This window comes from Pseudidiomarina aestuarii (assembly GCF_003987355.1).
GTDB classification, from domain to species: Bacteria; Pseudomonadota; Gammaproteobacteria; order Enterobacterales; family Alteromonadaceae; genus Pseudidiomarina; species Pseudidiomarina aestuarii.
Genome location: NZ_PIPR01000001.1, coordinates 774,476 through 798,414, shown reverse-complemented (window position 1 = coordinate 798,414; position 23,939 = coordinate 774,476). Strand labels below are relative to the sequence as shown.

Annotated in this window: 22 protein-coding genes, 2 tRNA genes and 1 pseudogene; 13 read left to right on the top strand and 12 right to left on the bottom strand. The window is 47.0% G+C overall.

Annotation, left to right across the window (positions count from 1 at the left end; genetic code table 11):
• The first annotated feature begins 360 nt into the window (after positions 1–360).
• From CWE22_RS03760 to CWE22_RS03725, 8 genes are all read left to right on the top strand, one after another.
• The gene (locus CWE22_RS03760; protein WP_169930034.1) at positions 361–918 is read left to right on the top strand and encodes a YcjF family protein; all 558 of its coding nucleotides are present in this window, start codon (positions 361–363) and stop codon (positions 916–918) included.
• 176 nt (positions 919–1,094) lie between these two features.
• On the top strand, positions 1,095–2,171 hold the full coding sequence (locus CWE22_RS03755; protein WP_169930033.1) for a DUF481 domain-containing protein: 1,077 nt from the start codon (positions 1,095–1,097) through the stop codon (positions 2,169–2,171).
• A gap of 50 nt (positions 2,172–2,221) precedes the next feature.
• Positions 2,222–3,856: a cyclic peptide export ABC transporter gene (locus tag CWE22_RS03750; protein WP_169930032.1), complete on the top strand. Its 1,635-nt coding sequence runs from the start codon at positions 2,222–2,224 to the stop codon at positions 3,854–3,856.
• On the top strand, positions 3,853–4,809 hold the full coding sequence (locus CWE22_RS03745) for a prohibitin family protein (RefSeq protein WP_169930031.1): 957 nt from the start codon (positions 3,853–3,855) through the stop codon (positions 4,807–4,809). The genes CWE22_RS03750 and CWE22_RS03745 overlap by 4 nt, the downstream gene beginning before the upstream one ends.
• Before the next feature lie 46 nt (positions 4,810–4,855).
• A complete protein-coding gene (locus tag CWE22_RS03740) occupies positions 4,856–6,688 on the top strand; it encodes an ABC transporter substrate-binding protein (protein WP_169930030.1) in 1,833 nt (610 codons plus the stop codon).
• Positions 6,689–6,716: 28 nt separating this feature from the next.
• Positions 6,717–6,881, top strand: coding sequence for a hypothetical protein (locus tag CWE22_RS03735; protein WP_169930029.1), 165 nt, complete (start codon positions 6,717–6,719; stop codon positions 6,879–6,881).
• Between the two features lie 47 nt (positions 6,882–6,928).
• Complete coding sequence (locus tag CWE22_RS03730; RefSeq protein ID WP_169930028.1) at positions 6,929–7,699, top strand: thioesterase II family protein; 771 nt, start codon at positions 6,929–6,931, stop codon at positions 7,697–7,699.
• Between the two features lie 191 nt (positions 7,700–7,890).
• Positions 7,891–8,445, top strand: coding sequence for a 4'-phosphopantetheinyl transferase family protein (locus CWE22_RS03725; RefSeq protein ID WP_169930027.1), 555 nt, complete (start codon positions 7,891–7,893; stop codon positions 8,443–8,445).
• Here CWE22_RS03725 and CWE22_RS03720 read toward each other — a convergent pair.
• Positions 8,394–8,510, bottom strand: a pseudogene (locus tag CWE22_RS03720) (hypothetical protein); the annotation flags it as partial. The gene CWE22_RS03725 and the pseudogene CWE22_RS03720 overlap by 52 nt on opposite strands.
• Before the next feature lie 112 nt (positions 8,511–8,622).
• Here CWE22_RS03720 and CWE22_RS03715 point away from each other — a divergent pair.
• A complete protein-coding gene (locus tag CWE22_RS03715) occupies positions 8,623–9,879 on the top strand; it encodes a DUF418 domain-containing protein (RefSeq protein WP_169930026.1) in 1,257 nt (418 codons plus the stop codon).
• A gap of 215 nt (positions 9,880–10,094) precedes the next feature.
• On the opposite strand, the gene nth is transcribed toward CWE22_RS03715, so the two are convergent.
• Genes nth through rsxA form a run of 7 tightly spaced genes read right to left on the bottom strand, consistent with a single transcriptional unit; the run spans position 10,095 to position 15,878 of the window.
• Entirely contained in the window at positions 10,095–10,727 is a 633-nt protein-coding gene (gene nth, locus CWE22_RS03710) for an endonuclease III (protein WP_169930025.1), read from the bottom strand.
• Between the two features lie 19 nt (positions 10,728–10,746).
• Complete coding sequence (locus CWE22_RS03705) at positions 10,747–11,436, bottom strand: electron transport complex subunit E (RefSeq protein ID WP_169930024.1); 690 nt, start codon at positions 11,434–11,436, stop codon at positions 10,747–10,749.
• A complete protein-coding gene (gene rsxG, locus CWE22_RS03700; protein WP_169930023.1) occupies positions 11,433–12,068 on the bottom strand; it encodes an electron transport complex subunit RsxG in 636 nt (211 codons plus the stop codon). Before rsxG ends, CWE22_RS03705 begins: the two co-directional genes overlap by 4 nt.
• Positions 12,065–13,123, bottom strand: coding sequence for an electron transport complex subunit RsxD (gene rsxD / locus CWE22_RS03695; protein ID WP_169930022.1), 1,059 nt, complete (start codon positions 13,121–13,123; stop codon positions 12,065–12,067). The genes rsxG and rsxD overlap by 4 nt, the downstream gene beginning before the upstream one ends.
• Positions 13,120–14,721 (bottom strand): electron transport complex subunit RsxC, encoded by a 1,602-nt coding sequence (gene rsxC, locus CWE22_RS03690; protein ID WP_169930021.1) that lies wholly within the window; start codon positions 14,719–14,721, stop codon positions 13,120–13,122. Before rsxC ends, rsxD begins: the two co-directional genes overlap by 4 nt.
• Positions 14,722–14,724: 3 nt before the next feature.
• The gene (gene rsxB, locus CWE22_RS03685) at positions 14,725–15,297 is read right to left on the bottom strand and encodes an electron transport complex subunit RsxB (protein ID WP_169930020.1); all 573 of its coding nucleotides are present in this window, start codon (positions 15,295–15,297) and stop codon (positions 14,725–14,727) included.
• Positions 15,294–15,878, bottom strand: coding sequence for an electron transport complex subunit RsxA (gene rsxA, locus CWE22_RS03680; protein WP_169931017.1), 585 nt, complete (start codon positions 15,876–15,878; stop codon positions 15,294–15,296). Before rsxA ends, rsxB begins: the two co-directional genes overlap by 4 nt.
• 196 nt (positions 15,879–16,074) lie before the next feature.
• Between rsxA and CWE22_RS03675 the strand changes: the two genes are divergently transcribed.
• Both CWE22_RS03675 and CWE22_RS03670 read left to right on the top strand, forming a co-directional pair.
• Positions 16,075–16,608 carry a phosphatase PAP2 family protein gene (locus CWE22_RS03675; protein ID WP_169930019.1) on the top strand — a complete coding sequence of 178 codons (534 nt, stop codon included), beginning with the start codon at positions 16,075–16,077 and terminating at the stop codon, positions 16,606–16,608.
• A 34-nt stretch (positions 16,609–16,642) separates the two neighbouring features.
• Positions 16,643–17,701, top strand: coding sequence for a glycosyltransferase family protein (locus CWE22_RS03670; RefSeq protein WP_169930018.1), 1,059 nt, complete (start codon positions 16,643–16,645; stop codon positions 17,699–17,701).
• Positions 17,702–17,703: 2 nt separating this feature from the next.
• On the opposite strand, the gene CWE22_RS03665 is transcribed toward CWE22_RS03670, so the two are convergent.
• The 3 genes from CWE22_RS03665 to CWE22_RS03655 all read right to left on the bottom strand — a co-directional run bounded on the left by CWE22_RS03665 (position 17,704) and on the right by CWE22_RS03655 (position 19,635).
• Positions 17,704–17,780, bottom strand: a tRNA-Asn gene (locus tag CWE22_RS03665).
• Between the two features lie 33 nt (positions 17,781–17,813).
• Positions 17,814–17,890 (bottom strand) — tRNA-Asn (locus CWE22_RS03660).
• 557 nt (positions 17,891–18,447) lie between these two features.
• Complete coding sequence (locus tag CWE22_RS03655; protein WP_169930017.1) at positions 18,448–19,635, bottom strand: pyridoxal phosphate-dependent aminotransferase; 1,188 nt, start codon at positions 19,633–19,635, stop codon at positions 18,448–18,450.
• A 172-nt stretch (positions 19,636–19,807) separates the two neighbouring features.
• On the opposite strand from CWE22_RS03655, the gene CWE22_RS03650 reads away from it, so the two are divergent.
• Entirely contained in the window at positions 19,808–21,190 is a 1,383-nt protein-coding gene (locus CWE22_RS03650) for an MATE family efflux transporter (RefSeq protein WP_169930016.1), read from the top strand.
• Entirely contained in the window at positions 21,187–23,211 is a 2,025-nt protein-coding gene (uvrB, locus tag CWE22_RS03645) for an excinuclease ABC subunit UvrB (RefSeq protein ID WP_169930015.1), read from the top strand. The genes CWE22_RS03650 and uvrB overlap by 4 nt, the downstream gene beginning before the upstream one ends.
• Here uvrB and CWE22_RS03640 read toward each other — a convergent pair.
• Positions 23,208–23,894 carry a glutathione S-transferase N-terminal domain-containing protein gene (locus tag CWE22_RS03640; RefSeq protein WP_169930014.1) on the bottom strand — a complete coding sequence of 229 codons (687 nt, stop codon included), beginning with the start codon at positions 23,892–23,894 and terminating at the stop codon, positions 23,208–23,210. The genes uvrB and CWE22_RS03640 overlap by 4 nt on opposite strands.
• Positions 23,895–23,939 lie beyond the last annotated feature (45 nt).

Sequence of the window (23,939 nt, the reverse complement as noted above, 5' to 3'; positions counted from 1 at the left end):
TCAGGGATAAAAAAGCTTTTTTATTATATTTGTTTAGCTAAATGCTGACTTTTATTTTGATGATTATTAAGTTTATTCTGACTATCACAAAAGCTAACATTTTTTGTTTGTGGCACAAAGTAGAGATAGAAAAATATTTTTCATTATTCGCAATTTTTATGAACAGATTGCTACTACTGATCAAGAATAAAACATAAAAGAAACAAATTAATATGACGCATCGCTGAAAACGTTCTCGCAAGTTTACAAAAAATAAAAAATAGTTTATTTGTTAGACACCTAAGAGATTCCCTTAGCATAAAGTTAATAGAACGTGGTTTCGATTAAGTGTACTAGCGTACGACTACAAGGAAAATCAAGATGGCAACTGCAAAAACATCCACATCAAATGCGAGCAGTACCTCGGGTCAAGCCGAAACTGAGGCTGATAATAAAACACAGGCTGATCATTCGAACGTTGATAAATCAGCGCAAGCCGAAGAGCTTATCCGCAAACACAGTTATGCGGCAGCTGGTGTAGGTTTAATTCCTATTCCTTGGGTAGACTTTATTGGTTTAACAGCGATTCAATTAAAGATGCTGAACGAGCTGTCTAAGACTTATGAGGTGGAATTCTCGGAAGAACGCGGCAAGGCTATCATTGGTTCCTTGGTTAGCGGGTTCTTACCTGTCGCCATTGCGCAACCTGTGGCTAGTTTTATCAAAGCAATTCCGTTGATTGGTCAAACTACTGGCGCTGTTACTATGTCGATTCTCGGTGGTGCTACAACGTATGCTATCGGCCGAGTTTTTAATCAGCATTTTGCGTCGGGTGGGACTTTTCTGGATTTAGACCCTGCAAAAGTAAAAGCGTATTTTAAAGAGCAGTTTGATGTCGGAAGGAAAGTCACTGCTGAGGCTAAAAAAGCGGAAAAGTAGCTTTTAAATCTCGCTTAGCAATCAAACAAAGCTTCGTGGACCAGTGAATGTTGGCCACAAGCTTTGTCTGATTTATACAGAATGAGTCAATAGAACCAGTTGCTAGTGCGTCCCGCATCTGATTACTCTGTTGTGTTCATTGTTAATCGCATCAATCTGCATTGTGGACACACAATATGGCAAAACTACATTTTTTATGTGCAGTAATACTTACGAGCAGTGCCGTTTTTAGCTCATCTTTACTAGCTCAGACGATCGATATCGATTATCTGAAATCAACAAATCCAGAGTTATACCGCCAGTTAATGGCTGTGGAATTGTGTCGCAAAGACCCGCAAAACACCTCCTGCCAAGCTGCCGATTCGAATAAGAATAGTTCTGGAGTAGCTCAACACCCAGCCGATGCAGCACCAAAACCCACTCATCCTTCGGGTCAATGGTGGTATGACAGCGCTTATGAACAAGGACTAAATGATCAGTGGCAACATGCATTGCAAGTAACTGCTGATTTAGCAGAAATGAGCGGCAATATTGAAGGTGAAGAGTTTCATATCGAGCTGGACTACTTTTCCCGCGTCGATGCCTGGACTAATTTCTTGACACTTATTTATGAAAAAGATGACGTCAAGCAGTCTGGTATTCAAGCTCTCGACAAAAAACATTACGCCTTTAACTACGGTGGTCGTTACGATTTTAACGAATCTTGGTTTGCCCAAGGTGGTTACATCATCGAGCAAGACACAACGCGATCCTTAGATCGCCAGCAAGTTTTATATGCAGGTGCCGGTATGCACATCATTGCTACTGATCGAGTAAACTTGAGTTCGATGCTCGCGGTGGGCGAACAGCATGACGAATTTATCAACCAAGATGCTGTTGGTATCGGTTCACTGGATTATTCGGTGGCTTACTTTGTAGAACAGTTATCTTGGCATCTCACGAAAACCATCAGCATAAACCAGAGTTTTACTTGGTTACATAGCTTGGAGTCACTGCCTGAACCTGGACCTTCAATGACCGCAGGTAACACAGTCAATCCTATGTGCGTAGAGCCGCCAGTGTCTGGTTCAGAGTATTGCATCATCGGTAATAGCAATAAATCAAAGTTGGGCTTTACCCTCGGTCTTCAGTATCAGATCAACGCTCATATGTCGTTGCTCTATAACTACAGTTTCGAGAAGGACAATACACCCTGGGTCGGTGTTGAAGGAACAGATAGAAGCAACAGTATAAGTGTCAGAGTACGCTTCTAATATTGAAGTATCGACTATGGATAAAAGAGATCTAGGGATATCATACAAACATGAAGTTTAATCTGATTAGTTTTATCCTGGATAAACTGGGCAGTAAAAGAAATAAAGTTCTTGCAGCTGTCATTTTCGCGGGCATCACCAACGGTATGGTGATGCTGGTGATTAATGATGTTGCAAAAGATTTTAATGAGATCAACTTCGTAAACTTGCTGTTTTTTGCCCTGTGTATTTCAGGATTCATGTATGCAAGGCGTTTTTCTGAATATAACACTCAGGCTAGTGTGCAGTCTGCAATCTCAGAACGACATCTTGCGATCATAGACAAACTCAGAAAAAGCTCTCTAAGCCAGTATGAAAAAATTGGTAAAATGAGTGTGATCAGTAACTTGCTTGATAACTCTCAAATTATCTATGAATCCTCCCGTATTTTAGTCCATGTCAGCACTGCTGGTGTGATGCTCATTTTTTGTTTCGGTTATATCGCTTGGTTGTCAACCATTGCATTTTGGATGTGTGCGGTGGTCCTGACGATAGGTATTTTTACCTACAAGAAAGCACAACGTCAGGTGGTCGAGCTTTACCATGAATATCAGGCCAAAGATGCCGAATTTTATAATGCTTTGAATCACTTTCTCGATGGGTTTAAAGAGTTAAAAATCTCAAGAGAACGAAGTAACGATATTTATCTAAACGAGTTCACTGCTAATCTCCATGAGTCAGTTGCACTCAAATTGCGTTCAGAAAAAAAGGTGGTGACCAATACCACCTTTATTCAATGTTTGTTTTACGTCCTAATGGCTTGCGTCGTATTTTTATTACCCCAGTTGGATGAAGCAGAACCAAGCGTGCTGATGTCTATCACGGCCGTGGTGTTGTTTATGTCTGGTGCTATAGGTTTGTTAGTGGAGGCGATGCCGCTTGTGATGAAAGCCGATATCGCTTTGGGTAATCTGGACAAAATGGAGAGCAGAATAAATCAAGCAATGGAGTGTGAACAGCTGAACCGACCTGGCCACTTTAATGATTTCTCTAGTATCCGCTTAAGTGATTTGACCTATAACTATCTCGATGAAACTAAAAATAAGATGTTCAGTATAGGACCGGTTGACCTGACTCTAAAACGAGGTGAAATTATCTTTTTGGTCGGCGGTAATGGCAGTGGGAAAACTACATTGCTGAAGAATATTTGCGGTTTGTATTCCGCGTCCTCGGGCTCTATTCATATTGATGATCGTGTACTGCAGAACGATAGCTATGATGATTTCCGGAACCTGTTTTCCATCGTGTTAACTGATTTTCACTTGTTTGAAAAGTTGTATGGTCTGAAAAATTACGACGAGAAAAGCATCAATGACTTGATTGCGCGAATGAAAATTGAAGACAAGACCTACTTTAAAGATGGACGATTTAGCAACCTAGATTTATCAACAGGACAACGTAAACGGATTGCTTTGATCGTATCCCTGCTCGAAGACAAACCTATCATGGTGTTCGATGAAGTAGCCGCAGATCAAGATCCTGAATTCAGGGAGGAGTATTACCGTGTGATACTGCCTGAACTGAAAAAACAAAATAAGACGATTATTCTGGTCAGTCATGATGACAGATACTTTGATATGGCAGATACATTAATCAAGCTTGAATATGGAAAAATTGCCAGCATAACAAGGCAGGACCACGAATGAGACTCAAGATAAAACGCTTTTTCAACCGTGTCAGCGCGAAAATAGACGACTATTTACCGAATATTATTATCACCTGCTTCATACTGCTATTTTTATTAGTCTTATTGTGGAACCGTATTTTTATTACTATCCAAGCAGGTGAAGGCGGAGTGCTCTATAAGCGATTTGCCGGTGGTACCGTGGTCGATGAAATCTATGGTGAGGGGCTGCATTTAATTTATCCTTGGGACATCATGGCAATCTACAATTTACGGGTACAAAATGAATTGCATAGTTTAGATGTGCTCACCAAAGAAGGTTTAAAGCTGACAATTAAAATGGCCATACGTTTTCATCCGGACCGCGATATGGTCGGAGTGTTACATAAATTTGTTGGTCAGGATTATTTTAAAATTGTTGTATTGCCAGAAATAGAGGCGACCGTGCGTTCTTATGCGGTTGATGATGATCTTACCAATATCTACGCTACGCTTGCTACCAAGTCGACCTTCCAGGAAGCTGTCAACGAAGCAATTGGTCGAGTCGCAAGAAAATTCGTTACTGTGGATGAAGTGATGATCACAGATATTCAGTTGCCAGAGCAAGTTGATCAGGCCATTCAAGAGAAACTATCACAACAACAATTAGTATTTGCCTACGATTTCAGAATCGACCGAGAAGAAAAAGAAGCAGAGCGCAAACGAGTAGAAGCTGAGGGTATCAGCCGATACAACACGATAGTCAATTCAAGTTTGAGTAGTGACGTCTTGTTGTGGAAGGGTATTGAAGCAACCAAAGATATTGCTAAATCAGATAACTCTAAAGTTATTTTAATAGGACCAGACAGAAACTCATTACCTATTATTCTCAATGCCGAAAATGAGAGTTTCCGGAAATCGTCGGAGGAAGCTGCTGACGAGTCGTCTGAAAGCTCTCAGGGAAATGATTCTGCCCAAAAGGCGAATCAACCATGATAAAGCAGTTGCGTGTCATTCTTGATCCTGTCGTGGGAGCGTTTAGATGAAGTGGCGTCTGTTTTATGCCGTGTTGATTGGTTACTTAGTGTTTGTGGCCTACAGGTTTTATCTGGAGTCACAACCTATCTCCGCTATTGAGATCCGACAAAACCATCTGGCGCAAAGTGAACAGCTTGATGTGGCAGTGGTTTGGCCCGAGGGCGAAGACAAGGCCGGGTATGTTAAGGCGGTTCGATTAGTTGTTGAAGCCATCAATGCTGAAAGATTGGGTCTTTGTCAAAGCACAGAACAGGAGAAACTGGAGCCGGCGGATAACAAGGCGTGCAATACTAAAGTTCTGAGACTGTTAAACTATGCTGAGCCTATTCGTCGAGATGCAGCGGTGAAGCAGGCGAAGACTATAGTTCGTAATCCAAATATGTTGGCTGCGTTGGGCTACTACCGCTCAGTTGCTGCGCTTCCTGCTGCGCCAGTATACGAATTTGAAGGAGTGATGATGCTTTCTTCAGGTTCTACGAATGCGAAGTTGACTGATTATGACTTCAACTACATCTTCCGAAATGTAGCGAACGACGATACCAATGCGAAAGTATTGGCGAAACATATTCATGATGAAGGTTATATCAATGCTTATGTAATCTATGAGCGAGATTTATATGGCACCGAATTTTCAAACTATTTTATAGAACATGCCTCAGCGTTGGGCCTGAGAGTACCAGCCCAGGCATTTTTTGAGGAAAATCACACCAATTTCGGACCTTTGTTATCGTCGTTACGAAGTAAAATCAGTCCAATTAATCTGACCGATGAGATTGCTTTACTGCAAGCCAAATTGCAGCAAGCTGAACGCATGCTTGAGATAGCCAGGTTGTCCTCAAGCGGAGACGATGCCAGTATTATTGAATTCCTCGCCGCAGAACAAAAACTGAAAAATGGGGAGAACAAATTTTTTGATTCCATGCCGAGAACAAAACTGCAACAGTATTTGCAAACGGATCTCAAGCAAAGTAGTTCAACAGCTTACTTGGAATCCTTGTTTCTCAAGAATCAAAAAGAGCTCATTTTGCTCGAGAAAACAGAGCAATATGTAGAACTCGATCAACTGAATGCTGAATTGCAAATGTGGATTGAAAAGATAAAGTCAATCAAAGATGAAGACAATTCGTCAGTGTCAGCAAGGTTGATTAATGAGCTCCATGTCACCAGAAAAGTGATCGACCTAGATGCCGATGAGGTGCTGCTTAAGTTCGAGCAAATGCAGAAACGAATCAGCAAGATCAAGTCTGGCGAGGTCGATGTCATTTTTATCGCGGGCTTTATGCCTGAAGTCGGAGTAGCTATTGCGCAAGCTAGAGATTTAGATATCAAACTGCCAATTTTTGGTGGGCACCCCTTAATCGATATAGAAGACCAATGTAAAACAACGGCTGATTGCGCTGACTATGGTGATATCTACGCGTTAGTAACGCATGATGTGAACCAATACCGACGTGCCTATGACGCGATGAAGCAGGGCGCTGAACCTCAAGACGTCTGTTTTGAAGGCGAAGAAAACTGTCTACCTGCACGTTATGCTTGTCCGAATTTTGAAACGGCATATATAAAATTTCGAGAGTTCGCTGAAAGCTATCAACAAGCATATGGTACCGAGCCGGATAACTGGGCAATTCAGGGCTATCTTGCAGCGAACATCATTCAGGAGACACTAAAAATTGCGTATTCTCTCGAGCCTGAAGTTTTAGCAGATACCTTGTTGTACCGGGCAAATAGCGAATTTGCCGATAAAGGACTAATGTTTAGTTGTCATAGCCATGGCATTACCAAAGGCGATATTCTGGTTGAGGAAATGAAAATCCATAAACTCGAAGATCTTTAGTTGAATTTTTGACAGAAAGGAGTGATCTATGTACGTGTTATTGTATCTGTTGTTGTGTGCCACAGTTGCTTATATGGGCAGAAACCGTAAATTGGGCTTCTGGGGATATTTATTTGCTTCCATGTTATTTACTCCGCTTATTGGAGTAATATTATTACTGGCGTCAGATAAGAAGGTTGCTGCTGCCGATTAAGATGGTAGTTAGCACAACAGGAATCAATAAAAGGCGTGGCTCAGGGTATGACGTCGCAGGATAGTAATCTATTTTTTGTTCCGCAGCGCCTATTAGCCCCGAAGTTGCGCCTTTTTTATTTTCCTTTTGCGGGTGGTTCAGCGCAAAGTTATCAGCAGTGGCATTACAGTTCTCACTCAGATGTTGAGCAAGTTTTTGTGCAACTAAAGGGGCGGGGCTCGCGAATTTGTGAGCGACCACACCAGACGATGCAGCAGCAAGTAGAAGAGTTAATGACTCATGCTGCATATTTTACCGAATATCCATTCATGATTTTTGGCCATAGCTTGGGAGCATTGATTAGTTATGCTTTGTGCTGTCAGCTACAAAAATCAAATTTTCCGATGCCATTACATTTATTCGTCTCAGCTTGCAGAGCTCCTCATTTGCCTTTTCTAAATAAAAGCCGTCATGCTTTGCCGCAAGACGAATTTATTCAAGCTTTGGAGCAATTAAACGGAACACCGGTAGAGGTTTTACGTAACGAAGAGTTGATGGCATTATTTGAACCTATGTTAAGAGCAGACTTCAAAATCGCTGAAACGTATCAAGCCGAACCAATACCCATGCCGTTTCCATTTTCTGTAATCTATGGTGAGCAGGATACTAGTACCCACATGAGTCAGCTCACAGCGTGGAACGAGCTCACGAAAAAGAAGTGTACGATGAGGTCGTATCCAGGCGAGCATTTCTATATTAACCAGAGTCCAGATCAACTGACCGACTACATACAATCTGTCATCGGCCAATGCCTGAACGATAAGGCTGTAGGCGTCTGAGCCATATGCTTTTCGATCAGTTTGAACCATTCGCTGAAGAGCATTGGCACAGCGGTTTCATCCGTTGTATCCGACACCAGTTATACAAAAACTCAACTCATTTACTCAGCTGTGAATTCAATATTCATAGTTATAATGACCAATGTTTTGTCGCACACGGCATTGATTTTCCAGACGAAGTTAGAGCAGCAGTGATAAAGCGTAAAGCTGAATATCTAGCTGCCCGTATCGTCGTGAAACAGGCATTGTCAGCTTTAGGACTTGAGGTCGCACAACAACAGGTGAGTATCGCGAAAGATCGCTCACCAGTGTGGCCAAAGGATATCATTGGTTCAATCAGCCATACTCAAGACTTCGCTGTTTGCTGCGTCACCAGAGCGGCGGAAATAAGTCTTATTGGGGTAGATTCAGAACTGATTTTATCAGCGCCAGCTGCGCGGAGTTTAGCAGCGGAAATCCATAACGAAACAGAACTGAAACTAATGACAGATGCCGGATTTAGTGAAGCTGTGGGCACCAGCATCATTTTCTCCGCGAAAGAGAGCTTATATAAAGCACTTTATCCCGTTGTATGTTGTTATTTTGGTTTTGAACAAGCTCGTGTGAGTCAGTTGGATCTTCAGCGTAGTCGCCTTACCTTAACGTTATGTCGATCTTTTGCGTCTCAGCACGGATTGGCGTCAGATTACACTATTCAGTTCAGTATCAAAGGCACTTTAGTGCATACCTTATTGCTCCAATCATAAGCTCTTGGGCTAGTCAGTTTTCTTTTTAAATTCCTATAGCCTTCAATGATACAGGAACCACATCGCGGCTTACGGGCGGTACAGTTATATCGCTGTTAATAAAACCAAGCCCATAATCTTGAAGGAGCAGGGTAGTGCTAAAAGCGTCTGTTGGAAAGCTGTCGCTAGTAGTAGCTAATGGCGTTAATCCGTTTTAAACTCGAAATTCAACCGGAAAAACAGGTCGGGGTAAGTTCGATGAACATCCTAAGCAAATCACAGGTTCAGCCTGAACGAATTGAATTCGTCGATGCCCTACGCGGTTTCGCTTTATTCGGCTTGCTCATGGTGCATGCGGCTGAAGCATTTGGTGTCGGTCTGTCACGAGGGACTGACGATCCGTGGGGGCAGGCTGTTTTCTTTCTCTTCGGAAGCAAGGCCTTTGCGATTTTCGCGCTGCTTTTTGGGTTCAGTTTCGCAACGATAATGGCCAATCAGAGGGCACGCGGCGTCGATTTCACCAAGCGTTTCGCATGGCGGCTTTTCCTCCTTTTGACGATAGGATTCTTACACTCGCTGCTATATTCCCCTGAGATACTGCGCTTGCTCGCGTTTCTGGGCGTTCTGCTCATCCCGTTAGACAGAGTTCGTAGCAATTATGCACTGCTGGCAATTGCGGGCCTGTTTTTCCTTCAGATGCCGCTACTCATCCAATGGTTGCTTGCTCATTGGGGCAATGCCTTTGCCGCTTCAGAGCCCTATTATTCGAGCTCCGGCCTTTGGGATGTGTTCAGAAACGGCAGTTTGGGAGCACTCATCAGTGCCAATCTCGTTGAGGGTAACTTGGTCAAGTGGTCGATAAACTGGTCGTTTGGCAGGGTGAGCGAGATTGCCGGACTGTTCGCAGTTGGGGTTGTTATTCAGCGGACAGGCTTCTTCGCCAGCCTTGCGAAAGACCGCGTGATTGCATTAGCGTTGGTTGTCATTGGCGGCACCATCTTCGCTATCCTTGAATTCATCGTGAAGCCGTTGGTCCCTGGATCACCATCAGGCGTAGAGTTTGCGATCGGACCCTTTACCGAGCGTGCAATACTCTTCCAGTGGATAGGAATCAGCGGCATAGCAGCGCTAATCGGTTTTTTGGCGCTCCTGTGGAACTCGCCAGTGCAGTGGCTCGTGGGCCTTTTCAGGGGCCCCGGACGGATGACTCTTACGCTATATGTCGCCCATTCCGTTATCGCCGTTCCCATCTTGTATCAGTTCGGTCTAGGAATGGCTGAAGTGTGGGACACGCAACAGAGAATATTGCTCGCAATCGCATTTTTTGGATTGCAGATCCTGTTCGCGCACTGGTGGTATGCACGATACCGCTATGGACCGCTGGAATGGACTTGGCGCGCGGCCACCCTGAACGACTGGAAAGTGCCGCTGCGCAAACATTCCCAGTCGGCTTGACCATGCTAAGCTCTGCGCCGACTGGTATCCATAATAATGGAACACTGGCGTAGAGCCGTATTCAGATCGCAACTCATTTTACATGGGGCCCCTGGTAGAGCTCGATAGTTAGGCATTGCACATACGCCAACTTGAGTGAGACTACGGGGTACTGTTTAGGCAATCAGACGGCTGTCTGCTTTCTCAGTTGTTGAGTAAACGATGTTGTACGCTTCTTATTCGGTTTTATCTTTGTACTCACACAGGTCTTCAATAATGCACGAGCCACATCTTGGTTTGCGGGCAATACAGGTGTAGCGACCATGCAAAATCAACCAATGATGAACATCGACTTTAAATTCTGCTGGTACCACCTTTAATAGCTTTTTCTCCACTTGATCGACGTTCTTGCCGGGTGCGAACTTAGTACGGTTCGATACGCGATAAATATGCGTATCCACGGCAATCGTCGGCCAGCCAAATGCAGTGTTTAGAACTACGTTTGCGGTTTTGCGACCAACGCCTGGCAATGCCTCTAAAGCTTCACGATTTTCGGGTACTTCACCGCCGTATTGATCGACCAGAATTTGACAGGTCTTGATGACATTTTCTGCTTTGGTATTGAATAAGCCGATAGTCTTGATGTGATGTTTTACACCATCTAAGCCCAATGCAAGCATTGCTGCAGGCGTTCGTGCGATGGGAAAAAGGTTGCGGGTTGCCTTATTAACACCGACATCCGTTGCTTGGGCGGATAGCAGGACCGCAATCAGCAATTCAAAACTCGAACTGTATTCCAGCTCGGTGGTTGGGTGTGGGTTTTCGGCGCGCAGCCGGGTCAAAATTTCAATTCGCTTGGCTTGATTCATATTCCTGTTACTACGTTTTCTATTGGGCGGTTACGCGTGCTCGCGTGACTACTTTGTCTGGTTGCTGCGCACGTTGCTCGCGATAGTGATCAATCAAATTTTTCAGTGCAATGATGAAGCCCATCACTATGAAAGCCCCGGGTGGCAGGATTGCCAATAACAGCGGATAGTCAACTGTAAACACGTCGATGCGCAAATGGACTGCCCACTCGCCCAGCAACAGCTCAGCTCCAGCGAATAGAGTTCCGTTACCAATGACTTCACGAATACCACCCAACAACAGCAACACTGCGGTAAAGCCGAGCCCCATCATCAAACCATCAAAGGCTGACCAATGCCATGGATTTTTCGAGGCATACGCCTCGGCGCGCCCAATAATCGCACAATTGGTGACAATGAGTGGAATAAAGATACCGAGTGCTTGATAGAGCTCAAACAAATAGGCATTGATGAGTAGTTGAATGACGGTCACAAAGGTCGCGATGACCATCACAAACACCGGAATGCGGATTTCTTTGGGAACGTAATCGCGTACTAATGAAACGGTGATATTGGAGCCGATCAGCACAAACATAGTCGCCAGTCCTAAACCTAGGGCATTCGTTACGGTTGCGGTAACTGCCAATAGTGGGCAAAGACCGAGCAGCTGAACCAGTGCAGGGTTGTTGGTCCAGAGTCCTTGTTGTGTGAGCTCTTTCAGTTGCGTCATGATGTGGTCTCCCAACAGTTATTGGGTGCTGCAAACCAACTGTCACGATTGGCTTGAAAACTTAATACGGCTGCTTCAACCGCGCTCACCACCGCTCGTGGCGTGATGGTCGCGCCAGTAAACTGATCAAAAATACCGCCATCGCGTTTGACAGCCCAGCGCGGGTCGTCAGATCCGTTGACCGTGAGCCCCTGAAAGCTCTCGATCCAATCGCTTTTACGGCGTTCAATTTTGTCACCGAGTCCGGGAGTCTCGGCATGGGCTAGAGTGCGTACACCGGCAACAGAACCATCGTGTTGAATAGCGACCATCAATTGAATCGCACCGCTGTAGCCGTCGGGTGCGGTCACGGTGATGGCGAGTGCTTGCGGTTCACCGTTGAGCCAAGCGCGATAGGCGCGTTGGGGCTTGCTCCCGAGTGCCGGCACGTTCAGTTGCGTGCAACTGGCGTAGAGGTCATTGTTATGCGCACGGGGCGGAATAATCTCATTCAGCACACGCAATAATTCCGCTTCTTGTTGCCGTTGAATGGGTACTTCGGTAAGTTTTGCGATGACGACAATCAACAAGGTCGCCAACATGGCAAAAACCGCGAGAATTACCCCATTACGCTGCATACTACGAGCAATCATGAACGACCTCCGTGCCCGTAAGCAATAGGTTGCGTGTACCTATCAATAACCGGAACGCACATATTGGCAAGTAGCACTGCGAATGCAATGCCGTCAGGATATCCACCCCAGGTTCGAATCACGAAGGTGAGAAAACCTATTAATAGACCAAAATAGAGTCGGCCACGGTTGGAGGTGGCGGCAGTCACTGGGTCTGTGGCAATGAAGAACGCCCCCAACATGGTAGCTCCACTGAGCAGGTGTAGCGATAAGCCAATGGCTTGTCCCGGTGCGAACAACGACATGAGAATACTTGGAACGGCTAAGCCGAGCAACAGTCCGCCTGGAATATGCCAGCTAATTATTTTCAGGTAAATCAGCGCTAGACCACCGAGTAAGAATGCAAGGTTGACCCACATCCAGCCAATTCCTGCAATGTCATTGAAGATTGGTTTTGCTAATGCTTCGGTCGGCGTTAGCGAGCGACTTAAATCTGTTTTCACGCTATCCAGCGGCGTTGCCATAGTGGCGCCATCAACACCGGTGCGTAGTTGCTCCATATTGTAGCCTGACTGGGTGTAGCCCGAGCCGACCAAGGATACACTATCCGCAAAGTTGATGGTGTACTGCGCTAACGATTGTGGCACTGGCCAGCTGGTCATCTGCACCGGGAATGAAATCAACAAGAGCACATAGCCGGCCATGGCTGGGTTAAAAAGATTTTGACCGACGCCCCCGTACACATGTTTCACCACGACAATGGAAAAACTTGTGCCGATGACAATAATCCACCATGGCGCGTAAGCAGGAATACTCACAGCGAGCAGAAGTGCGGTGACAATAGCCGTATGGTCACGCCAAGCAAATCGCGCTGAGCGCCCCCGTAACCACATACAGGCTGCTTCAGTAAAAATGGCAGTGATCAATGCTAGGAGCATTTGTAACCAGACGCCCCAGCCAAAAAAGTAGGTGAGTGCAGCAACACCAGGAATCATACACAGATATACCCAACGCATGACCTGTTGTGTGGTGCGACGCTGATGCGTATGGGGTGAGGTCGCTATGGTAAAACTCATGTTGATTCCCCATCCGGTTCTGAGTTTGCTTGTTGCTCTTTCAACTGAGCTGCTTTACGAGCCTTGGCACGCGCAATCGCAGCCTGTACCGCATCTTGAGGATTATCGGCACCAGCTTTAACTGCTTCAGCTTGAGCTTGTTTGCGCGCCTCGGCTGCTTTACGATGGCGTTCCAGCCGTTCTGCTTTCTCGCGCTCTAATCGTTCATTTCGGGCTTCAAAACGTTTCCGGGCCACTTCTGCTTTGGCTTTTTCCCGGGCAATATTGCGCACTTCGGCTTTTGCTTTGCGGTAATAGTGCACTAACGGAATTTCACTTGGGCAGACATAGGCACAGGCGCCACATTCGATGCAATCGAACAGGTTTTGCTGATTTAAACCGTCATAATCTTTGGCTTTGGCAAGCCACTGCAACTGCTGCGGCAGCAGTTGGGCTGGACATACATCGGCACAGGCACCACAACGAATGCACGGCATCTCTTGTTGTGGTGGTGCCAATTCCGCGGTCGATGGCACCAAAATGCAATTCGTTATTTTCACCACCGGCACGGTCAGATCGGGCAGGGTGAAGCCCATCATGGGTCCGCCCATAATGACTCGCTGGTTGGTCTCGGCTGTGTAACGTGTGACCTGTAATACGTGTTCAACTGGGGTGCCAAGGCGCACCCAGTAGTTACCCGGCTTCGCAACATGTTCGCCGGTCACGGTCACCACCCGTTGTAACAAGGGCTCACCGTGGTCAATCGCACGTGCAACTGCATAAGCAGTGCCGACGTTGTGCATGACAAGCCCAATATCGATCGGTAAGCCTCGACTCGGTACTTGCCGCCCCGTCAGTAACTGAATAAGCTGCTTCTCGCCCCCAGACGGGTATTTAGTGGGCACTACGCGAAGCTGCATGCGCGGATAATCGGTCAATGCTGCCTGCATGGCCGCTATGGCTTCCGGTTTGTTGTCTTCAATGGCAATGAGCGCCTGCGGACATTGGGTGATGTCCAACAGTAAATCAGCACCACGCAAAATAGTACTGGCCTGTTCACGCATCAGGCGGTCATCCGCACTGATGTAGGGCTCACATTCCACCCCATTGATGATCAAATAATCCAGCGGTCGCTGTAATGCTAATTTCTGCGCAGTCGGGAAACCTGCGCCGCCGAGTCCGGCAATCCCCGCTTGGCGTAATTGCTCGAGTAAGTCAGCCCGAGAGGCTGTTGCAACGTCTTGTATCGGTAGCGGCGGGGCAAAGGTATCCTTGCCATCGGCAGTAATGGTAATGACGATGTCGGGCAGTCCAGATGGGTGTGCGATGCGCCCGGGACCAATAGCGGTAACCGTACCTGATGTTGGTGCGTGAACCGGTAAACCGAACCCGACACCCACTTGCGTTAAGGGTTGGCCGGCTAATACGGTTTGGCCCACTCGAACAATGATGTCACCGGGTTCACCACTGTGCTGTTTAATTGGCACGGAATAGTGCGTTGCCAGCGGTAATTCTCGCAATGGATAGGTATTGGAAAGCTCTTTGCGTTCCGGCGGATGAATCCCGCCTGGGAACGTCCAGATATGTCCTGCAGCGATAGTTTTCGGGTCAGCGGTCATCGGTTACGACTCCTGGTCCGCAGTAGCAACCATCTTCACGGGAATTTGTTGTAAATCCCACTGCCACGTTTCTGGTTTGGTAGGCACGGGCACCATGTCAATGCAGTCTACGGGGCAGGGCTCAACACATAAGTCACAACCCGTACATTCATGTGCAATGACGGTGTGCATATGCTTCGCCGCACCCAAGATGGCATCGACCGGACAGGCTTGAATACATTTGGTGCACCCAATGCACTCGTCTTCGCGGATAACGGCAACTTTTTTGACATCTTCAGCGCCGTGCGCTGAGTCCAATGGTTTTGCTTCTACCCCCATTAAGTCGGCGAGTTCCTTAATTGTGGCATCACCACCGGGCGGGCATTTGTTGATGGCATCACCATTGGCAATGGCCTGCGCATACGGTCGACAACCGGGGTAACCGCATTGTCCGCATTGCGTTTGTGGCAAGATGGCATCAATTTGGTCGACAATAGGATCACTTTCAACCTTAAAACGAACGGCGGCGAAGCCGAGGATCAAGCCAAATAATAAGGCGAGCCCACCGAAGACTAAAATTGCGGTCAACACACTCATTGTACCGTCACCAAACCAGCAAAACCCATGAATGCTAAGGACATTAAGCCAGCGGTAATCATCGCAACCGCCGCGCCTTTAAACGGAATTGGAACGTCTGCTGCGGCAAGCCGCTCGCGTAACGCTGAAAACAATACCAATACCAATGAGAAGCCGACTGCAGCGCCAAAACCATAAACAATAGATTCGACAAAGTTGTGTTGCTCATTAATGTTGAGTAACGCAACACCTAACACCGCACAATTGGTGGTGATGAGTGGCAGGAAAATGCCGAGGAGGCGATACAGAGTCGGACTCGTTTTATGCACGACCATTTCGGTAAATTGAACCACCACGGCAATCACCAAAATAAAGCTTAAGGTTTGTAGCGCAAGCAGGTTCAACGGTTCCAGAATGTATTGGTTCACCAAGTAGCTCGCCACAGAGGCCAGCGTCAACACAAAAGTGGTTGCTGCGGACATACCCACAGCGGTCTCTAGTTTGTTGGAGACCCCCATAAATGGGCACAACCCTAGAAACTTAACGAGTACGAAATTGTTGACTAACACGGTTGCTACCAACAGCAGCAAATAGTCACCCATAACACTTCTCATGTGGCTTGCATTAACAGAGGTATTATCGGCTCTTTAGCCCCATGAAACAACCGACGAACTGTCGGGTTATTGGATTTTTCTGGCCATTTAGAGCCGTTTGTCATGAAATCTTCATAAAAGTGTCGCGGAGACTACATTTTGAATGTCTAAAGTTCACGCTAGACAAACCTAGTGAGGCCGAGTGATGACACGATGGCTAGAGCAATTACATACGGTTGATGAGCTGAGCTTCAGCTGGTGTTGTCGACGCTTCGCAAAATTATCGCAATCCCCTTATGTAAGGTTGGTATCGCTCAGCGGCGACGGCTACGTTTATGCATTGTTGGTGGGTTGCGCTTGGTGGCTAGCCGAACATGACATGCAACCCATGTTGTTGGCATTGGTCCTTGGTTTTGCCATAGAAATTCCATTGTTCATGCTCATCAAACGTTGGTTGAAGCGCCCGCGGCCTTATCAGCGCCTGCAAAATTTTCAAGCTGTGATTCAAGCGCATGATCAGTTTAGTTTCCCATCAGGACACACCACGGCTGCCTTTCTTTTTGCTGGCTGTGCTGGCTATTTCTGGCCTGATTACACCGGCTTACTGTATCTGTGGGCAAGTTTAGTGGGGCTATCGCGCGTATTACTCGGCGTTCATTATCCAGGCGATATTCTTGCCGGAGCCGCATTAGGTTCTGCTCTCGCACTGTTGTCAATTGGGGTTGTTGTCAGTGGCTAAGGAAGCGACTAGCACCTATTAAGGAGGTAAAACCATGCGAATTTTGATTGGTATTCAGGGTACCGGGAACGGTCATATTAGTCGCTGTGCCGCTCTTGCTGAAGCGTTGCAACGATACTCAGTTGATGTCGACTATTTGGTATCAGGACGCGAGCGCTCTGCTTTATTTGATATGCAGGTATTTGGTGATTATGCGTGGCGACAAGGGTTAACCTTTGCCGTAAAAGATGGTCGTTTAGCACTTTTCGAAACCTTACAGCGAAATCGTTGGCGCACCTTCTGGAATGATGTCAATGCGTTGGATCTGAGCGCTTATGATCTCGTTGTCAGTGATTTTGAGCCAGTTACGGCATGGGCCGGTCGTCAACAGCAACAACGGGTGATTGGAATTGGTCGTCAATTTGCTTTTTTTGATCGGCTACCGAGTTTGCCTGTGCAAGCGACCCAACGCCAGCTATTACGTTGGTTTGCTCCAGTGTCTGATGCAGTGGGTATGCACTGGTTGGCCGATAGTCCATCGATACTGCCTCCGGTCATTCATCAACGAGCCACCACGCAAACAGCGGTAAACGAACATCAAATCATCGTGTACTTACCCTTTGAACCACTTGCTGCTGTGCATCGTTTATTGGCAGGATTTCCAGGCTATCAATTTCACATCTTCCATCCGCAAGCTGAACGCAAGTCAATCGACCATCTGCATTATTATGCGCCTTCGCGACTTGAATTTGCTGATGTATTTGCGAGCTCAAACGGCGTCATCAGCAACGCTGGATTCGAAACGGCGAGTGAGGCCCTCGCTGCGGGTAAAAAGCTGCTAGTGAGGCCATTGGCGGGGCAATTCGAGCAACAGGCAAATGCGACTTGTCTGGCTGATCAAAGATTGGCCACAGTGATGTCCGATTTAGATCCGTACGTGCTCGGTGATTGGCTGCAGCAAGGGCGTGCGAAAAAGTTTCATTGGCCGCATGTAGCTGACCATATTGCGCAGTGGCTTGCGAGCGGTGCAGAGCAGTCGGTCCACGAATTGAGCCAGAAGGTATGGCGGCAATGCGAGTTTGATGATTATTTTGGATTGTTGCAACACGGCTAAGATGGCTCCCCAGGTAGGATTCGAACCTACGACACATGGATTAACAGTCCACCGCTCTAACCAACTGAGCTACTGGGGAAAAGCATTTGGGAGGTGTTGTGAGAGGCTGAGTTGGCTCCCCAGGTAGGATTCGAACCTACGACACATGGATTAACAGTCCACCGCTCTAACCAACTGAGCTACTGGGGAACAGCTACACAACGGGTGCGAATGTTAAAGGTGGTTGCGCACCCTGTCAATACTAAAAAAGTCTGTTTGCTGAATAAATCAGCACTCGCAAAAAAAATGCCAAAGTCAAGCAAGTGACTTTCGTTAAAATATATCAAATGATATAAAATGTGAAGTGCGCCAATTATCCACAGTATTGCCAATGTCACGCCACTCAAAGGCTTGCCGATCTTATCCACTAAATCTGTGGATAACCTTGTGGAAGAACCTGTGAGATTCCATAAAAATCGGGCTTCACGGCCTGATTTAGCGATTGCTTAAAAATTGCGTCAAAATAAAAATATACGTACAAAACAATGCTTTAGATAAAATCGACGAACTGCAGTTTGCTTGCGCACGAGCTATTCACGACTCTTATGACGAAACGGTCATACTTGTGCAAAACCTCGCCATTAGTTACTAGCTACTAGTTACTAGTTACTAGCTACTAGTTGCTAGAAAAGCGTAGATCGATGTTTTCTAATAGCTAATAGCTAATAGCTAATAGCTAATAGCCAGTAGCCAGTAGCCAGTAGCGGTTATTTGATTTGGGCGAATGCTGCGATACGGCGGACGGCTTCTTGTAGAGTCTCCATCGAGCATGCAAACGAGAACCGGCAATGACCCGGAGCGCCGAATGCAGAACCTGGAACCAGTGCTACTTTTGCGTCGTTGAGGATTTGCTCACAGAGTTCCACATCAGTCGAGCAGCTTTTTGCAGCCATAAGACCGTCGATGTTCGCAAACGTGTAGAAAGTACCATCGCCGGCGATGCACTGAACACCAGGGATTTGATTTAATGCCTCGACCAGATAATCATGACGTTGTTTGAATGCCGTGACCATTTCATTGATACAGCTTTGATCGCCATTGAGTGCCGCAAGAGCCGCGTATTGACTGATACTGGCGGGATTCGATGTGCTTTGTGACTGAATTTTCTTCATCGCTGCAATAATAGGTGCAGGGCCAGCTGCGTAGCCAATTCGCCAGCCCGTCATGGCATAAGCTTTGGACACGCCAGAGAGAACGACAATACGGTCACGCAATTCTGGTGCAACCATTGCAATGTTGGCAAAAGGTTCTTGGCTCCACAGAATATGCTCATACATGTCATCTGTTGCGATGAGGATATCTGGATAGTTGACTAACACCTCAGCCAGTTTTCGCAATTCCGCTGCGGTATAGGCGGTTCCGGTCGGGTTCGAAGGACTATTGAGGAACAATAGTCGTGTTTTGGGTGTGATTGCCGCCTCTAATTGTTCCGCATTGATTTTATAGCGCTGCTCAATTCCCGCTGGAATAAACTTGGGCTCGGCACCAACGAGCAGCGACATGTCGGGATAAGAAACCCAATAAGGTGCTGGAATAAGAACTTCATCACCGGGATTCAACCAAGCGCTCAGCAGGTTGAAGATACTGTGTTTACCGCCTGCAGAAATGAGGATTTGGTTCACTTGATAGTCGAGTTGATTGTCGCGGTTGAGTTTCGCGATGACTGCTTTTTTCAGATCTAAAATACCATCGACAGCCGTATATTTTGTATGTCCAGCATCAATCGCGGCCTTTGCAGCATCTTTGACAAATGCAGGCGTATCAAAGTCGGGTTCACCGACACCGAGACCGATAACATCATGACCAGCCGCTTTCAGCTCCGCTGCTTTTTGTGAAACGGCAAGGGTAGGCGACGGTTGAATGGCATTGACACGATCTGACAACTGGTAGTTCACGGATACTTCCTGTAACGACGAAACGATGGCTTATCATACGATTTCGAGTCAAAAATGTCTATCTGGTCAGCCGTCAATAACTGTCTTTTGTGGGGTTTCAGGCGTAGCGATAATGCTGTGCTTTCGGTACACTATGGGGTCTTTCTTTTCACCTTCAATAAGAGCGCCGTGAATGAGTAATGTAGCCGCTACAGTGAAGGCTAAATCATTAGTTTCCGATCCAATAAAACCGACGCTATGGCGAATGACATGGCCCGTCATTATTGGGGTGTTGACGTTGATCAGCTTCAATGTTGTCGATACGTTCTTTATCGGGATGCTGGGCACAGATCCACTTGCCGCAGTCAGTTTTACTTTTCCCGTGACCTTTACAGTCATCAGTTTGGCTATCGGTCTCGGTATTGGTACCTCGGCTGTGATTGCCCGTAAGCGGGGCAGTGGTCGTGAGGAGCATGCGCGTTTCGATGGTGCTGTTGCTCTGGTGGTCGCAGGCTTGTTGGTGTCGGGGTTGTCGGTACTTGGCTATCTTTTTCTCGAGCCTATCTTCACGATGTTGCAAGCCCAACCACGCCTGATGCCTTATATCCGAGACTATATGCACGTATGGCTGATTGGCGCGGCGTTACTGGTATTGCCAATGGTTGGGAATGCCGTACTCAGGGCAGCCGGCGACACCCGTACCCCATCCATTATCATGGCCTCTGGTGGCTTGTTGAACGCTATTTTTGACCCGATTCTCATATTTGGTTGGGGTCCGATACCTGCGTTTGGCATTCAAGGGGCAGCCTTGGCGAGTTTGCTGTCGTGGACTATTGGTGTGGTGCTAGTGCTTTGGTATCTCAACTACAAGCAATTATTGACTTTAATCGCACCTGCCGGCGCCAGTTTCATGCATTCAACCAAACAAATTCTATCTATTGGTATTCCAGCCGCGGGCGCCAATATGTTAACACCCGTTGCCATGGGCGTTCTTACTGCGATTGTTGCCAGTTATGGTGCGCCAGCGGTGGCAGCGTTTGGTGTCGGAACTCGTTTGGAGTCGCTCGCTAGCGTGGTCATTTTGGCGCTATCGATGTCGCTCCCTCCGTTAATCAGTCAGAATTTCGGCGCCCATAGTTTTGATCGTGTAGCGGCGGCATATCGACTGGCAGTGCAATCGATTCTCTTGATTCAACTGGTCATTTATGTGGTGTTGGTATCCTTAGCGCCCTATATTGCCGCGGCGTTTACAGATGATCCTGAAGTGGCGCGCATTATCCGCTTATTTATTTATATCATGCCGCTCGGTTATGGATTACAGGGCATTATTATTCTGACCAATTCAAGCTTTAATGCTTTGCACCGCCCATTGTCGGCCTTGGTCCTCAGTGTTTTCCGATTGTTTGTGATGTTTGTTCCGTTGAGTTATCTCGGTGCACTCTGGTTTGACCTCAACGGCCTCTTTGTCGGCGGTGTGGTGGCAAACTGTATTACAGCGGGAGTGGCGTGGTACGCGTTTCAGCGAGTCCTTGGTCAAGAACAACGACATTATCAAGAAGTAGGGAAAACCGCATGAGTCGAGCTTTCGAGTTAGTATCATCGTATCAGCCAGCTGGTGATCAATCGCAGGCTATCGAGAAGTTGGTCGATAACCTCGAGGCTGGTTTAGCGCATCAGACGTTACTGGGGGTTACCGGTTCGGGTAAGACGTTTACCATGGCGAACGTGATTCAAAAAGTGCAACGTCCGACTTTGATATTGGCTCACAATAAGACGCTTGCTGCGCAATTGTATGGTGAGATGAAAGAGTTCTTCCCGAACAATGCGGTTGAATATTTTGTCTCCTATTACGACTATTACCAACCTGAAGCTTACGTACCCACCACCGATACTTTTATCGAAAAAGATGCGTCGATTAATGAGCACATTGAACAAATGCGTCTCTCGGCGACCAAGGCATTGTTGGAACGTCGTGATGTCGTGTTGGTCGCCTCAGTGTCCTGTATTTATGGTTTGGGGGACCCCGACGCCTATATGAGCATGATGTTGCATTTGCGCCGAGGTGACATTATTGACCAACGTGATATTTTGCGTCGTTTAGCGCAGCTCCAATACAAGCGCAACGACGCCGCATTCGAGCGCGCGACGTATCGTGTGCGCGGTGAAGTCATCGATATATTTCCAGCAGAATCGGAGCAACTAGCGATTCGGGTCGAATTATTTGACCAAGAAATCGATCGAATTAGCTTTTTTGAACCGCTAACAGGGCAGATTACGGAAGCCGATGTGGCACGCGTAACAGTGTATCCGAAATCACACTACGTAACCCCTCGGGAAACGCTACTGAAAGCGATTGAACATATCAAAGTCGAGCTGGCAGAACGTAAACGAGATTTACTCGACCAGAACAAGTTGCTGGAAGAGCAGCGCATTAGTCAGCGTACACAATTTGATATCGAAATGATGAACGAGCTCGGTTATTGCTCAGGAATCGAAAACTATTCACGGTATTTATCAGGACGTGCTCCTGGCGAGCCGCCGCCAACGTTGCTGGATTATTTGCCGGATGATGCGTTACTTGTCATTGATGAGTCGCACGTGACGGTGTCGCAAGTTGGGGCTATGTATAAGGGCGATCGTTCACGCAAAGAAAACTTAGTGAATTATGGCTTCAGATTGCCCTCGGCGCTCGATAATCGGCCGCTTAAATTTGATGAGTTTGAAGCCATAGCACCACAAACCATTTATGTGAGTGCGACACCGGGTAAGTACGAGATCGAGAAATGTGCGGGCGAGGTGGTTGAACAGGTCGTGCGGCCAACGGGACTGATCGATCCAGAAATTGAAATCCGCCCGGTGGGTACGCAGGTCGATGATTTGATGTCCGAAGTGCGCTTGCGGACTGCAAAAAATGAACGGGTATTGGCAACAACGCTGACCAAGAAGATGGCCGAGGATCTGAGTGATTATCTGGATGAGCATGGCATTCGCGTCCGTTACCTGCACTCTGATATTGATACGGTTGAGCGAATGGAGATTATCCGTGATTTACGTTTAGGCGAGTTTGATGTTTTGGTCGGTATTAACCTCCTACGAGAGGGATTGGATATGCCAGAAGTCAGCTTAGTGGCTATCCTCGATGCCGATAAAGAGGGCTTCTTACGTTCCGATCGCTCGTTGATTCAGACCATCGGCCGTGCCGCTCGAAATCTAAACGGGAAAGCGATACTCTATGCTGATCGCATTACCGGTTCGATGCAGCGCGCCATTGATGAAACGGAACGTCGCCGTGCGAAGCAAATTGCTTTTAATACCGAACATGGCATCACGCCGCAGGGATTGAACAAGAAAATAACCGATGTGATGGACTTAGGTTCAAGTCGCAACAAGCGTGGTGAACGGGGACAACGACAAGCAGCAGAACCGCGCGCCAGCTACAACGACCAGCCTGCGATAGTGGATCCAAAACAATTGCTGCAGCAATTAGAAAAGACTGAAAAAGCTATGTATCAGGCAGCGCGTGACCTCGAATTCGAACGCGCAGCTCAGTTACGTGATGAAGTAGCTGAACTACGCGAACAATTGAAACGCAGTTAGTCTGGATCGCGCTCAAACATGTTGCGACGTGCTTCATCACTGAGTTCTTTGGCACGCTCGAAGTCCTTTTCAATAGCATACGCGCGTTCAGCCGCCGGACGCGCGCGAATGCGCTTAACCCATGCTTGTACATTGGGGTAATCGGCTAAATCAATGTAGTGCCAATCATGGCTTCGACACCACGGGTGAGCAGCCATGTCTGCAATTGAATAATTACCACAAATGAAGTCTCGCCCCTCAAGTTGTTTATCGAGGACTTTGTAGAGCCGTCTGGTTTCCTTGTTGTAGCGCTCTTGAGCATAGGGGATAGGCTCGGGTGCATAGCGATTAAAATGGTGATTCTGGCCTAGCATGGGGCCTAAACCGCCCATCTGCCACATCAGCCATTGCAGTACCTGATAACGTTCAGAACCGTCGTTGGGAAGATATTTGCCATGCTTTTCTGCTAGGTAAATTAAAATCGCCCCTGACTCAAATATTGCCACCGGTTCATCACCAAATTCGGGTTGATGATCGACGAGTGCTGGCATTCGATTATTCGGACTAATTTTCAAAAAGTCAGGCTCAAATTGGTCCCCTTTGGTGATATCCACCACTTTAATGGTATACGGCAAGCCAAGTTCTTCGAGAAACAAAGTCACTTTGTGACCATTTGGGGTAGGGAAGTAATATAAATCGTACATAAGGGATCCTCGTTCTAGGCTGAGAAACTTCACATTTGGGCATCG

What these genes read in the sequence shown, in the direction of transcription:
- CWE22_RS03760 (WP_169930034.1), top strand. Translation starts at nt 361, where the DNA reads ATGGCAACTGCAAAAACATCCACATCAAATGCGAGCAGTACCTCGGGT.
- CWE22_RS03755 (WP_169930033.1), top strand. Translation starts at nt 1,095, where the DNA reads ATGGCAAAACTACATTTTTTATGTGCAGTAATACTTACGAGCAGTGCC.
- CWE22_RS03750 (WP_169930032.1), top strand. Translation starts at nt 2,222, where the DNA reads ATGAAGTTTAATCTGATTAGTTTTATCCTGGATAAACTGGGCAGTAAA.
- CWE22_RS03745 (WP_169930031.1), top strand. Translation starts at nt 3,853, where the DNA reads ATGAGACTCAAGATAAAACGCTTTTTCAACCGTGTCAGCGCGAAAATA.
- CWE22_RS03740 (WP_169930030.1), top strand. Translation starts at nt 4,856, where the DNA reads ATGAAGTGGCGTCTGTTTTATGCCGTGTTGATTGGTTACTTAGTGTTT.
- CWE22_RS03735 (WP_169930029.1), top strand. Translation starts at nt 6,717, where the DNA reads ATGTACGTGTTATTGTATCTGTTGTTGTGTGCCACAGTTGCTTATATG.
- CWE22_RS03730 (WP_169930028.1), top strand. Translation starts at nt 6,929, where the DNA reads ATGACGTCGCAGGATAGTAATCTATTTTTTGTTCCGCAGCGCCTATTA.
- CWE22_RS03715 (WP_169930026.1), top strand. Translation starts at nt 8,623, where the DNA reads ATGGCGTTAATCCGTTTTAAACTCGAAATTCAACCGGAAAAACAGGTC.
- nth (WP_169930025.1), bottom strand. Translation starts at nt 10,727, where the DNA reads ATGAATCAAGCCAAGCGAATTGAAATTTTGACCCGGCTGCGCGCCGAA.
- CWE22_RS03705 (WP_169930024.1), bottom strand. Translation starts at nt 11,436, where the DNA reads ATGACGCAACTGAAAGAGCTCACACAACAAGGACTCTGGACCAACAAC.
- rsxG (WP_169930023.1), bottom strand. Translation starts at nt 12,068, where the DNA reads ATGATTGCTCGTAGTATGCAGCGTAATGGGGTAATTCTCGCGGTTTTT.
- rsxD (WP_169930022.1), bottom strand. Translation starts at nt 13,123, where the DNA reads ATGAGTTTTACCATAGCGACCTCACCCCATACGCATCAGCGTCGCACC.
- rsxC (WP_169930021.1), bottom strand. Translation starts at nt 14,721, where the DNA reads ATGACCGCTGACCCGAAAACTATCGCTGCAGGACATATCTGGACGTTC.
- rsxB (WP_169930020.1), bottom strand. Translation starts at nt 15,297, where the DNA reads ATGAGTGTGTTGACCGCAATTTTAGTCTTCGGTGGGCTCGCCTTATTA.
- rsxA (WP_169931017.1), bottom strand. Translation starts at nt 15,878, where the DNA reads ATGGGTGACTATTTGCTGCTGTTGGTAGCAACCGTGTTAGTCAACAAT.
- CWE22_RS03675 (WP_169930019.1), top strand. Translation starts at nt 16,075, where the DNA reads ATGACACGATGGCTAGAGCAATTACATACGGTTGATGAGCTGAGCTTC.
- CWE22_RS03670 (WP_169930018.1), top strand. Translation starts at nt 16,643, where the DNA reads ATGCGAATTTTGATTGGTATTCAGGGTACCGGGAACGGTCATATTAGT.
- CWE22_RS03650 (WP_169930016.1), top strand. Translation starts at nt 19,808, where the DNA reads ATGAGTAATGTAGCCGCTACAGTGAAGGCTAAATCATTAGTTTCCGAT.
- uvrB (WP_169930015.1), top strand. Translation starts at nt 21,187, where the DNA reads ATGAGTCGAGCTTTCGAGTTAGTATCATCGTATCAGCCAGCTGGTGAT.
- CWE22_RS03640 (WP_169930014.1), bottom strand. Translation starts at nt 23,894, where the DNA reads ATGTACGATTTATATTACTTCCCTACCCCAAATGGTCACAAAGTGACT.